This window comes from Corynebacterium nuruki S6-4 (assembly GCF_007970465.1).
Lineage (GTDB): Bacteria > Actinomycetota > Actinomycetes > Mycobacteriales > Mycobacteriaceae > Corynebacterium > Corynebacterium nuruki.
In genome coordinates this window covers 1,166,755-1,179,240 of sequence record NZ_CP042429.1, presented here as the reverse complement: position 1 = coordinate 1,179,240, position 12,486 = coordinate 1,166,755, and the positions used below count along the sequence as shown (strand labels likewise).

At 70.7% G+C, this 12,486-nt stretch carries 8 protein-coding genes; 7 read left to right on the top strand and 1 reads right to left on the bottom strand.

Features of this window, described 5'->3' with window-relative positions:
* Positions 1–10 precede the first annotated feature (10 nt).
* Entirely contained in the window at positions 11–1,390 is a 1,380-nt protein-coding gene (locus FSW06_RS05270) for an MFS transporter (protein WP_029449949.1), read from the top strand.
* On the opposite strand, the gene FSW06_RS05265 is transcribed toward FSW06_RS05270, so the two are convergent.
* Positions 1,350–2,972 (bottom strand): PucR family transcriptional regulator, encoded by a 1,623-nt coding sequence (locus FSW06_RS05265; RefSeq protein WP_238525999.1) that lies wholly within the window; start codon positions 2,970–2,972, stop codon positions 1,350–1,352. The genes FSW06_RS05270 and FSW06_RS05265 overlap by 41 nt on opposite strands.
* A 150-nt stretch (positions 2,973–3,122) precedes the next feature.
* Between FSW06_RS05265 and FSW06_RS05260 the strand changes: the two genes are divergently transcribed.
* From FSW06_RS05260 to FSW06_RS05235, 6 genes are all read left to right on the top strand, one after another.
* On the top strand, positions 3,123–4,364 hold the full coding sequence (locus FSW06_RS05260; protein WP_010121696.1) for an aspartate aminotransferase family protein: 1,242 nt from the start codon (positions 3,123–3,125) through the stop codon (positions 4,362–4,364).
* The gene (locus FSW06_RS05255) at positions 4,361–5,380 is read left to right on the top strand and encodes a phosphotransferase (RefSeq protein WP_010121694.1); all 1,020 of its coding nucleotides are present in this window, start codon (positions 4,361–4,363) and stop codon (positions 5,378–5,380) included. Before FSW06_RS05260 ends, FSW06_RS05255 begins: the two co-directional genes overlap by 4 nt.
* A gap of 499 nt (positions 5,381–5,879) precedes the next feature.
* A complete protein-coding gene (gene gabT, locus FSW06_RS05250; protein ID WP_010121692.1) occupies positions 5,880–7,229 on the top strand; it encodes a 4-aminobutyrate--2-oxoglutarate transaminase in 1,350 nt (449 codons plus the stop codon).
* Entirely contained in the window at positions 7,222–8,691 is a 1,470-nt protein-coding gene (locus tag FSW06_RS05245) for an NAD-dependent succinate-semialdehyde dehydrogenase (protein WP_010121690.1), read from the top strand. The genes gabT and FSW06_RS05245 overlap by 8 nt, the downstream gene beginning before the upstream one ends.
* A gap of 108 nt (positions 8,692–8,799) precedes the next feature.
* Complete coding sequence (locus FSW06_RS05240; protein WP_010121688.1) at positions 8,800–10,341, top strand: amino acid permease; 1,542 nt, start codon at positions 8,800–8,802, stop codon at positions 10,339–10,341.
* Between the two features lie 274 nt (positions 10,342–10,615).
* Positions 10,616–12,478: a flavin-containing monooxygenase gene (locus FSW06_RS05235; protein WP_010121687.1), complete on the top strand. Its 1,863-nt coding sequence runs from the start codon at positions 10,616–10,618 to the stop codon at positions 12,476–12,478.
* The last annotated feature ends 8 nt before the right edge of the window (positions 12,479–12,486 follow it).

Here is a 12,486-nt window from a genome sequence, read left to right as displayed (position 1 = left end):
ATCTGATCCTGTGAGATCCAGGACATGGGCCGTGGTCACCTGCACGATGGGGACACTGACGGTGAACATCAACAACACCTCGCTGAACCTCGTACTCCCGCAGATCCGGGACGAACTGGGGTTCGGTCTCACCACCATGCAGTGGGTGTCGGCGTCCTATGTCCTCATCCTCGGAGCACTGACGATGCTCGGCGGGGCGCTGGGGGACCGGTTCACCAAGCGGACCGTACTGACCTGTGGCCTTGTGGTGTACATCTGCGGCTCCGTGCTCGGCGCCGTGAGCCGCTCCGGGCTCGAGCTCACACTGAGCCGGGCCCTGGCCGCCGCCGGGGCCGCCACCCTGGTCCCGGTCGGACTCGCCACCCTCCGCGTGATCGCCGAAACGAAGGAACAGCTGGCGAGGTACATGTCGCTGTGGGGGCTCTCCGTCGGTCTCGGCATGGCCCTGGGCCCGGTCGCCGGCGGTACCGTGACGCAGCTGCTCGGCTGGCGCTGGTTCTTCGTCGTGATGACGGTCCTCGGGATCGTCTACCTGGTGTCGGTACGGCTGTTCCTCCCGGAACTCGCCGGTTCCCGTGACCGGCGCATCGACGGGGCGTCCCATCTTCTGCTGGGTGCGGCGATGCTGGTGGCGACCGCGTTCTTCATTGAACTGCGGACCGGCATGCCGGCGTGGCAGAAGGTCGGGCTGGCGCTCATCGCCGTCCTCCTGGCCCGGGGCTGGCTGTACCGCAACAACAGGACGCGCTATCCGGTCGTCCCGCCGCAGGCGTTCCGGGACCGGGCGTATTCGGTGTCCATGCTCGTGGCGTTCCTCAACTACTTCGCGTTGGGTGCCACCCTGTTCATCTCGGCTCTCCTGCTCCAGGACCTCTACGGTCTCGGACCGGGGACCGCAGGAGCCGTCAGCGTCCCACTGGCCGCGGCCACCGCCTGCGGGTCGATGTGGGCGGGACGGCACACCGGACTGACCGGCGCGGCCGGGGCGATCCGGACCGCCGCCACCGTCACGGCGACCGGTGTCGTGATTGTCGGTGGTGGAACCGTCTGGTTCGCCGTCGACGGTTCGGTGCCGGCTGCGACACTCCTGTTCGCGGTGGGTTCGTTGTGCATGGGTTTCGGTTTCGGTGCCGCGAACACCCCGGTGAACTACCTGTCGATGGTGAGCCTGCCCAAGGAGGTCTCCGGGGTGGCGGGATCGTCCGCCTCCGCGAGCCGGCAGCTCGGCCAGTCGATCGGTATCGCCACCAGTGGGCTGCTGCTCGGCATCGGGGTGTCGCAGTGGGGCAGCGGCAGTGCGTCGGCCTACCTGCTCCCCGGACTGGAGATCGGTCTGGTGGCGGCGGTGCTCATCGCGGTCCCGCGGCTGTACCGGGACGCCGCGGCGTAGCGCCCGACCCGGTGCCCGACCCTGCCCCGGCTCTCGTCCTCGTCACCGCCACCAGCAGCAGTTCGGCCCGCGCCACCGGATCCCCCAGGTCCACCTCGCAGAGCCGGGCGATACGGCGCAGCCGGTCATGCACCGTGTGCCGGTGCACCCCGAGCTCCTCGGCCGTCGCCGCCTTCGACCCGGACCGTAGCCAGCTCACCAGCGTCTCGGTCAGCGCCGCCCCCGAGGCGTCCGCCTCGGCCAGCCGGTCCACGGTCTCCGCCGCCCGCCGGTCCAGCGCGGTCTGCACCGCGGCATCACTGAGCCAGTCCGCCCCCGCCTCGAACGGTCCGGCCGCCTCGCCCTGCGGCAGGGCGCGGGCCGAGGTCTCCAACCGCCGCACCCGCTCCAGCGTGATCTCCTGCCAGCCGACCGGCTCACCGACGGCGATGCGCAGCGACCGGCGGGCCGCCCCGACATCCGCCACCACCTGGTCGACGGTGCGGGACCCGCGGACGAACAGCAGGGCCGTGTCCGGTCCGTTGGTCAGCGCGAACAACTGCCGGCCCCGGTCGGCCGCCCGCCGGTCGGTGCGGTTCAGGGCGGCGGTGAGGTCACCGGGCCGGTCTGCCTGCAGGACGACCGGCCGGATCCGGCCGTCGGCGTCCACCGCCGTGGCGAAGGCCTGCGGGACCGCGCCGTCGGTCCCGGGGCCGTCGCCGATCCCGAGCAGCAGGGACATCGCCAGGGAATTGAGCCGCCGCTCCGCCGACCGCAGGTAGCTCGGCCGCTGCAGGATGAGGTCCGCCAGACCTGAACAGTGCCGCAGCACGCTGCGGTCGTGCGGCGTGAACGGATGGCGGGCGAGCACGGTGAGCAGATGGCGCCGCTCACCCTGCTTCTCCATGAGCTGGGTGACCCGCCATGTCCCGGCCGCGGGGTCCTCGGCCGCACTGCTGGTGCGCTGCTCACGCGCCGGGGTGACGGCGTCCAGTCCGGCATGGTCGTGGTGGCCGTGCGGTCGACCGTCGTTGTCGGTGACGGCCACCGCGGCGTCCAGCTCGGTGGCCAGGGTGGACAGCAGGGCCTCCATCCCGCCGCTGACCGCGGCGGCGGTGAGCCGCTGCTGGATGTCGAGCAGATGCTCCTGGACCAGCCGGGCGCGGCGGGTGCGTTCATCCTGGACGGCGCGCAGGATCGACATGAACGGGACCGGGCGGGGGATCTCGAACAGGGCGAGCCGGTGGGTCCGGCAGGCGGTGACCAGGGCCTCGGGCAGTTCGTCGAAGAACAGTGCGGTGCCGAAGCCGATACCGACCGCGCCGGTCGCGGCGATGCGCGCGACATAGTCGTCGACGGCGGCAGCGAAGGCCGCCGGATCGTCGGAGTCGTGGTCGTGCAGCGGGATGCCGACGGTGAGGACCACGGCGTCCGGCACGAGGAATTCGCTGGGGTCGGACAGCTCGATGGGGTGGACTGCGCGGAATCCGGGGGCGTCCCCGTCGGCGCGTGGCGCCGGTGGCACGATCTCGCGCAGCTGCAACCTGCTCTGTGCATATAACCAGGTGAACGGCAGCAGTTCGACGGGCATCGGCGCAGTCACGGGATTTCCTCCCCGGAATCGTCTCGGATCATGGCGGACCGTCCATCATGGACAGTTGTTGCCCCATTAAACACTCCGCCGTGTCAGGTTCACCCCCGTGTGACCCGCGCCATACTGCGGGTACCGCACCGACCACAGGAGGGAACCCCCATGTCCGAGTACACGACCACTCTCGCCCGCCGCAGGACCCACGTCCTCGCCTCCTCCTACCGGACGTTCTACCGCAGACCCGTCGACATCGCCGCAGCCCACGGCGTGTGGCTCACCGACCACGACGGCCACACCTACCTGGACTGCTACAACAACGTCCCGGTCATCGGCCACTCCCACCCGCGTATCGCCGAGGCCGTCGACCGTGAACTCGGCCGGGCCAACACCCACACCCGCTACCTCTCGGAACCGACCGTCGCCTGCGCCGAACAACTGCTGGCGCACCTGCCCGCCACCCTGGACACGATGGTCTTCACCAACTCCGGCTCCGAGGCCAACGACCTGGCACTGCAGGTCGCCCGGTTCGTCACCGGCCGCCGCGGCATCATCGTCACCACCAACGCCTACCACGGCACCACCTACCTGGCGCAGAGCGTGTCGCCGTCGCTGTCCGGCCGCCTCGACACCCCCTGCGTCGCCTACGTCGAGGTTCCCGGGCAGGACGCCGCGGACCCGGCCGCCGAGTTCGCCGACCGGACCCGGGCCGCGGTCGCCGAGCTGAACGCGGCGGGACTCGACGTCGCCGCCCTGCTCGTCGACACGACGCTGACCAGCGACGGCATCGTCACCGACCCGGCGGGACTGCTCGGCGGTGCGGCGGAGGTCGTCCGCGCCGCCGGCGGACTCTTCATCGCCGACGAAGTCCAGGCCGGCTTCGGCCGCACCGGCACCTGGTGGGGCTTCACCCGCCACGGCATGACCCCCGACCTGGTGACTCTCGGCAAACCGATGGGCAACGGGGTGCCGGTCGCCGCACTCGTCGGCCGGTCGGACCTCCTCGACAGCTACGGTGCCCGGTTCCGCTACTTCAACACCTTCGCCGGCTCCCCGGCCGCGGCCGCCGCGGCCTCGGTCGTGCTGTCCGTCATCGAGGAGGACGGGCTGGTCGAGGCCGCCGCCGCGACCGGGGCCCTGGTCCGCGACGTCCTGCAGGAGGCGGCGGACCTGCTGCCCGGGGACAACCGCGTCCGCGGTGCGGGCATGATGAACGGCCTGGATCTCGCCGCCTCGCCGGTGGACGCCGCGGACCTCGCCGAGGGGCTCCGTGACCACGGGGTACTCGTCGGCACGACCGGTGCCGACGGCCAGACGGTGAAGGTGCGCCCGCCGCTGGTGTTCGGGGAGCCGGAGGTCGCCGTGTTCCGCGACCGGCTGCTGGACGTGGCCGGGACACTCCGGTGACCGGCATCTGGGACACCGTCGCCGGGGCCTGGGGGCTGGCGGCGGACCACCGGGTCCTCGGCGGGGACGTCGACCGCAACATCCGCGCCACCGTCGCCGCCGGGGTCCACGCCGGCGAACCCTGCCTGGTGAAGCTCAGTCCACCGGGCACCCCACCGGCAGAACTTTCCTGGCGGGACGCCGTCCTGGCCACCGTCGGGAAGGCCGGGCTGCCCTGTGGCGTGCCCCGCATCATCCCCACCCGTGACGGTGCGGCACGCCTGAGTGTCGACGGCTGGTCGGTGCAGGCGGTGAGCTGGGTGGACGGGGCGGTGATGGCGGACATCCCGGTGTACCCGGCCGAACTTCTGCGGGATCTGGGGCGGGTGTCCGCCGAACTGACCGTGGCGCTGTCACCGCTGGACGTGCACCGGTACAGTGCCGGGCATCCCTGGCTGGCGGTGGACAGTGCGGTGCGGATCAGGGATGCGGTGGCCGGGCCCGGGGCGTCCCGCTACGCCGCGGTGGCGGTCGAGGCCGCCGCGGAATGCGAGCGCGCGGCGGCCGGGGTCGGCGGCTTCGGGACCCTGCCGCAGGCGACGGTGCACCAGGATCTCAACGGTGACAACGTGATGGTGTCCACCGTCGGGCCGCAGGTCACCGGGGTCGGGGGCGTGATCGACTTCAATGACGCGACCTTCACCGCCCGGGTCGCCGATGTGGCGTTGTGCTGCGCCTATGCGATGCAGCGCTTCCCGGATCCGGCGGAGGCGGTGGCACTGGTGACCGGCGGGTACGGGTCGGTCCTGTCGCTGACGGCGGCGGAACGGCGGGTGCTCGGTCCGCTGGCGCTGGCGCGGGTGTGCGCGAGCTGGGCGGCGTGGTCGGTACGGGAGGCTGTGAACGCTGCGGACGCTGCGGCGGGGGTCACCGGGGCGCCGTCGGACTACGCGACGATGCGGCGGCGGCAGAATGAGCCGCTGCTGGACCGGGTGGCACGTCAGGGTGTCGGGGCGTTCCTCGCGGAACTGGGCTGACAGGGGGAGCGGCGGGGACGGGGGACGTGGGGGTGTTCTGATTTTGCGCCGACTTTCCGGACGACCGGTGGCGCGGAGGCGCCGGATTGTCGGCGCAGAGTCAGACGACCCCGGTGGTGGGGCGGGGCGGGGGAGGTGAGGAGCCGTCGATCACCCCCGAACGGGCCGGTCAGGGCGGGCGGTGACGGCGCCCGGCGGCCCCGCGGCCGACCGGTGACGCGCGAATAACCTCTGCACACATAACAACCTGTGGTGGCCGACCGACGGTCGCCGACGGTCACCGTCATTGTGACGGGTAACACAGGACAGGGTGGCGGGTTCACCGGCTGGCAGGGTGTCCACCCTGTCAGGTTCGGCATCCGTGGCAGGCCGCCATACTTCGGTGCATCGGCCGTGAGTGACCGGGCGCACACCGCACACTGCGGACGCCCCGCCGTCACGGCCCCGGCGACAGGAGTCGACCGGAACCGACCGACTGGAACGACACCAAGGAGTTGACGTGAAGAACCTCACCCACCGGCTGCCGCAGGAGCGCCGCATCGTCACCGCACTGCCCGGCCCGGCGAGCACCGCCCTGGCCGAGCGCTGCAGCGGCAGCGTCGCCCGGGCGATCAGCCCCTCCACCCCCGGCTACATGGTCGACGGCGACGGCGGAGTGCTCGTCGACGCCGACGGCAACTCCTTCATCGACCTGGCCTCCGGCATCGCCGTGACCACCGTCGGCGCCTCCGACGAGAAGGTCGTCGAGGCCATCCGCGAGTCCGCCGGCCACTTCACCCACACCGCCTTCATGACCACCCCGTACGAGTCCTACGTCGAGGTCGCCGAGAAGCTCGCCGAGGTCGCCCCCGGTGACCACGACAAGCGCAGCGTCCTGTTCAGCACCGGTGCGGAGGCCGTGGAGAACGCGGTGAAGATCTCCCGGGCCTACACCGGAAAGTCCGGTGTGGTCGTCATGGACCGCGCCTACCACGGCCGCACCAACCTGACGATGGCCATGACCGCGAAGAACCAGCCGTACAAGTCCGGCTTCGGCCCCTTCGCCTCCGACGTCACCCGGGTGCCGATGAGCTACCCGGTGCGTGACGGACTCACCGGCGCGGAGGCCGCCGCCCGCGCCATCTACCAGATGGAGAAGGAGGTCGGCCCGGAGAACATCGCCTGCGTCGTCGCCGAGCCGATCCAGGGCGAGGGCGGCTTCATCGTCCCGGCCGAGGGCTTCCTCCCGGCGATCACCGAGTGGTGCCGCGCCAACGACGTCGTCTTCGTCGCCGACGAGATCCAGGCGGGGATGTGCCGCACCGGCGACTGGTTCGCCGTCAACCACGAGAACGTCATCCCCGACCTCATGACCACCGCCAAGGGCATCGCCGGCGGCATGCCGCTGTCGGCGGTCACCGGCCGCGCCGAGATCATGGACGCCCCCGGCGTCGGCACACTCGGCGGCACCTACAGCGGCAACCCGGTGGCCTGCGCCGCCGCCGTCGCCGCCATGGGGCAGATGGCGGACCTCGACCTGCCGGCCCGCGCCCGCGAGATCGAGCAGATCGTCCGGGAGGAACTCGAGCCGCTCACCGCCACCGGCCGGGTCGCCGAGGTCCGCGGCCGGGGCGCGATGGTCGCCGTCGAGCTCGTCGACGCCGACGGCAACCCGGACGCCGCCCTCACCGGCTCGGTCGTCGCCGCCTGTCTGGCCCAGGGCGTCCTGGTGCTGAGCTGCGGGATGGACGGCAACGTCATCCGCCTGCTGCCCCCGCTGGTCATCGGCGAGGACCTGCTACGCGAGGGCCTGTCCGTCATCGCGGACGCCGTGCGCGCCGCCGCCGGTCAGGAGGCCGTCCATGCCTGAGGTCACCACCACGCTGCTGCCCACCGTCCCCACCGACCTGTGGCTCGCAGGCCACCGGGTCCCCGCCTCGTCGGGGGAGACCTTCGCCGTCGAGGACCCCGCCACCGGTGAGGTCATCGCGCACGTCGCCGACGCCACCCTCGCCGACGCGGACGCCGCCCTCGACGCCGCCGTCGCCGCCGCACCGGTGTGGGCGAAAACCTCGCCCCGGCACCGCACCAACGTCCTCACCCGCATCTTCGACCTCGTCACCGAGCGGACCGAGGACCTCGCCCGCACCATGACCGTCGAGATGGGCAAGCCGCTCGGTGAAGCCCGCGGCGAGGTCGCCTACGGCAACGAGTACTTCCGCTGGGCCGCCGAGGAAGCCGCCCGGATCCCGGGCCGCTTCGGCGAGGCCTCACAGGGCAACGGGCACATGCTCATGACCCGCACCCCGGTCGGCCCGGTGCTGGCGATCACCCCGTGGAACTTCCCGCTGGCCATGGCGACCCGCAAGATCGCCCCCGCCCTGGCCGCCGGCTGCCCGATCATCGTCAAGCCCGCCGCCGAGACCCCGCTGACCATGCTGCTGCTCGGCGAGATCATCGCCCAGGCCTTCGCCGAGTTCGAGGTGCCCGCCGGACTCGTCTCGATCCTGCCGACCACCGGGGCCGCCGGGATGTCGGAGCACCTCATGGCCGACCGGCGGCTGCGCAAGGTCACCTTCACCGGCTCCACCCCGGTGGGCCGCACCCTGGTCCGGCAGTCCGCCGACAACCTGCAGCGCACCTCGATGGAACTCGGCGGCAACGCCCCCTTCGTCGTCACCGCGGACGCCGACATCCCGGCCGCCGTCGCCGGGGCCATGGTCGCCAAGCTGCGCAACGGCGGCCAGGTGTGCGTCGCAGCGAACCGCTTCCTCGTCGACAATGCGGTCGCCGCCGAGTTCACCGCCGGACTCGTCGCCGCGGCGTCGGAGGTCCGGCAGGGCCACGGCCTCGACGAGGGGGTGACCCTCGGACCGCTCATCACCGCAAAGCAGCGTGCCCGGGTCCACGACCTGGTGACCGACGCGGTCGCCCGTGGCGCCCGGCTGCTGCTCGGCGGCGAACTGCCCGAGGGACCCGGCAACTTCTACCCGGCGACCGTCCTGGCCGACGTACCCGCCGACGCCCCGATCCTCGCCGAGGAGATCTTCGGCCCCGTCGCCACGATCACCACCTTCGACGGGGTCGAGGCCGGGGTGGCCGCCGCCAACGACACGGACTTCGGACTCGCCGCCTACGGCTACGCCGGGGCCGTGACCACCGCCCAGTACCTCACCGAGAACCTGCAGGCCGGCATGGTCGCGCTCAACCGCGGTCAGCTCTCCGAACCCGCGGCACCCTTCGGCGGCATCGGCCAGTCCGGCTTCGGCCGGGAAGGCGGCACCGAAGGCATCGAGGAATACCTCGACGTGCGCTACCTCGCACTGCCCTGACCACCAGCGACACCACCGACACCAGCGACAACACCACCAGCGACGACACGAATCACCAGATACCCACGCTCCACACCAGACACCCACCACATCAAGGAGAGAACCAGCATGGCCACAGCGACCGGGAGAGAGACCGGCACCACCGGGGCTCCGGAACCCGACAACGGCACCGGAGACCACGTGACCGTCGGCAGGGACAAACTGAGGTCCCGCCACATCACGATGATCACCCTCGGCGGGATCATGGGGTCCGCCCTGTTCATCGGCTCCGGCAACGTCATCGCCAAGGCCGGCCCGGCGGCGATCATCGCCTACCTCATCGGCGGCCTCCTCGTCTTCCTGGCGATGGTGCTGCTCGGTGAGATGGCCGCCCGCCGCCCCGCCGTCGGCTCCTTCATGGAGTACTCGAGGATCAACCTCGGCGACGGCGCGGCCTACACGGTCGGCTGGCTGTACTGGTACTTCTGGGTCGGCGTGCTCGCCTATGACTCGGTCGTCGGCGGCGCCATCCTCACCGGCTGGTTCCCCTTCCTGCCGAGCTGGGCATGGGGACTGATCATGCTGGGCCTGTTCATCACGATCAACCTGCGCAGCGTGAAGACCTTCGGCGAGGTCGAGTTCTGGCTCGCCACCATCAAGGTCGTCGCGGTCATCATGTTCCTCGTCGTCGGGGCGATGCTCGCCTTCGGCCTGTGGCCCACCGACGACGGCGGTGCCCGCTTCGGCAACCTCTGGGAGCACGGCGGATTCATGCCCAACGGTGTCGGCGCCGTGGTCAGCGGCGTGGCCATCGTCATCTTCGCCTACTTCGGTACCGAGGTCGCCGTCATGGCCGCCGCCGAGTCCGAGAACCCGGCGAAGGGCATCCGGCAGGCCACCAAGACCGTCATCTGGCGGATCATGCTCTTCTTCGTCGGCTCGGTCCTCGTCATCATCACGGTCGTGCCGTGGGACTCGCTGCAGTCCGCCTCGGACGCGGCGTCCGGCCCCTTCACCGCCGTCATCAATGAACTGGGCGTCCCCGGCGCCGCCACGATCATGGAGCTGGTCGTCTTCGCCGCCGTGCTGTCGGTGATGAACGCCGGCCTGTACGCGGCGTCCCGCATGCTGTCGTCGATGGCCGAGCAGAAGTTCGCGCCGAAGGCGACCGCGGTCCGCAACTCCCGCGGCGTGCCGGTCCTCGCGGTGGTGCTGTCCACCGTCGGCGGCGTGGTCGGCCTGCTGGTGAACTACCTGTTCCCGGACGCCGGGGTGTTCGACTTCATCATGAACTCCACCGGCCTGGTCGCCCTGTTCGTCTACGCCTTCATCGCCCTGTCCCACTGGAACATGCGGCGGAAGATGAGCGCGGCAGAGACGGGTGCCCTGGAGATGAAGGCGAAGCTGTTCCCGCTGCCGAACCTCGTCGTCCTCCTGTCGGTCGTCGCCGTGGTCGTCGTGATGATGGTGAACTCCGGGTCGCGGGTGGAGGTGTGGTCGAGTGTCGTGGCCACCGCGTTCATCGCCGCACTCTGGCCGCTGGTGAAGCGGAACAAGCGGAAGATCGCGGCCTCGGTCGCCAATGCGGCCGGCACCCATGAGCTCCGGCACGAGCCCGGGGGCTATGCCGTCGCGGAGCGGACCGACCGGGAACCGGCTCCGGAGGAGTAGCTGACACACCGGACGGTCGGTCAGCGACCGTCACTGCGATGAGCCGGGGGTGGCCGACGGCCACCCCCGGCTCCGTCATGTGTGTCGGGGGTCACAGCGGTGTGACCGCGAACATTGCTGTGGGAAAAGTTCTTGGCAGACAGCAATGAAGATATATGGGTCGCGGAGGGCCGGGGATGCTCCCTAGGGTTGTCGGGGTCGTCGACGATGTGATCCAAGGCACAGTCGCCGCTCCGGCACAACCCCCGTGTTCCGTTCCGTGGAAAGGACCCCCATGACCGCAGTGACCGTACCCGGTATCGACGAAGCGCAGGTCGCGCTCAACGCCAAGGTCCTCGACTGGCTCGACAGCTTCGAGACCGCCCTGAACACCCCGGACGCCGCCGCCTCGGCCGCCGCGGCCACCGACCTGTTCGAGAAGACGGGCTTCTGGCGTGACCTGCTGGTCTTCACCTGGAACCTGCACACCGCCGAAGGCGCGGAGAACATCACCGACCTCGTCGCCACCAACCACGACCGGGCCGCCGTCACCGACGTCGAGCTCTCCGCCGACGCGGTCGACGAGGGCGACGGCGTGACCCGTGGCCAGTTCACCTTCACCACCCCCGTGTTCAAGGCCCGCGGCATCGTCCGGCTGCGCGACGCCGACGCCGGCGGGGAGGACGGCAAGGCCTGGACGCTGCTCACGTCGGCCCGCGAACTCGTCGCCCGCCCCGAGCCCAAGGGCAAGAACCGGCCCAAGGGTGCCGAGCACGGCCCGGTCACCGACCCGCGCAACTGGGCCGACAAGCGCGCCGAGCGCCGGGAGAGCCTCGGCTACTCCGAGCAGCCCTACGTGCTCATCATCGGCGGCGGCCAGGGCGGCATCGCCCTCGGCGCCCGGCTGAAGGCACAGGGTGTGCCCGCACTCATCGTCGAGAAGTCCGAGCGCCCCGGTGACCAGTGGCGCGGCCGCTACCACTCGCTGAGCCTCCACGACCCGGTCTGGTACGACCACATGCCCTACCTGCCCTTCCCGCCGACCTGGCCGGTCTTCACCCCGAAGGACAAGATGGGGGACTGGCTGGAGCACTACACCGGCATCATGGACCTCGACTACTGGACACACACGACCTGCGAACGGGCGTCCTACGACGAGGCCACCGGCACCTGGGAGGTCATCGTCGACCGCGACGGCGAACAGGTCGAACTCCACCCCACCCAGCTCGTCCTCGCCACCGGCATGTCGGGCGTGCCCAACCGCCCCGAGTTCCCCGGCCAGCAGGACTTCCGCGGCGAGATCCGCCACTCCTCTGAGCACCCCGGCGGCGAAGGTGACAAGGGACGCCGCGTGGTCGTCCTCGGCGCGAACAACTCCGCCCACGACATCTGCAAGGACCTGCACGACAACGGCGCGCACCCGATCATGATCCAGCGGTCGTCGACCCACATCGTCAACTCCCACGAGTTCATCAAGCACGTCACCTCGCCACTGTTCTCCGAGGAGGCGGTCGAGTCCGGCATCGACACCGACACCGCCGACCTGCTGTTCGCCTCCTGGCCCTACAAGCTGCTGCCCATCGGACAGAAGCAGGCCTTCGACGCGGTCCGCGCCGAGGACGCCGACTTCTACAAGTCGCTGGAGGACGCCGGTTTCCTGCTGGACTTCGGTGAGGACGAGTCCGGCCTGTTCCTGAAGTACCTGCGGCGCGGGTCGGGCTACTACATCAACGTCGGGGCGTCCGAACTCGTCGCCGACGGGTCGATCGAACTGCACAGCGGGGTGGGCATCGACCACTACACCGAGGACGGGGTGGTGCTCACCGACGGCACCGAACTGCAGGCCGACGTGGTCGTGCTCGCCACCGGCTACGGGTCGATGAACGGGTGGGCGGAGATGCTCATCAGTCCCGAGGTCGCCGACAAGGTCGGCAAGTGCTGGGGCCTGGGTTCTGACACGGCCAAGGACCCCGGCCCGTGGGAGGGCGAACTGCGCAACATGTGGAAGCCCACCCAGCAGGAGAATCTGTGGTTCATGGGCGGCAACCTGCACCAGGGACGCCACTACTCCCGCTACCTGGCGCTGCAGCTCGCCGCCCGGCACGAGGGACTGGACACCCCGGTCTACAAGCTGGCGCCGGTGTACCACGAGAAGTAGCCGGACCG

Bases quoted from the DNA above. Each gene is read 5' to 3' on its own strand.
- FSW06_RS05260 (WP_010121696.1), top strand. From the start codon at position 3,123: ATGTCCGAGTACACGACCACTCTCGCCCGCCGCAGGACCCACGTCCTC.
- FSW06_RS05245 (WP_010121690.1), top strand. From the start codon at position 7,222: ATGCCTGAGGTCACCACCACGCTGCTGCCCACCGTCCCCACCGACCTG.
- FSW06_RS05240 (WP_010121688.1), top strand. From the start codon at position 8,800: ATGGCCACAGCGACCGGGAGAGAGACCGGCACCACCGGGGCTCCGGAA.
- FSW06_RS05235 (WP_010121687.1), top strand. From the start codon at position 10,616: ATGACCGCAGTGACCGTACCCGGTATCGACGAAGCGCAGGTCGCGCTC.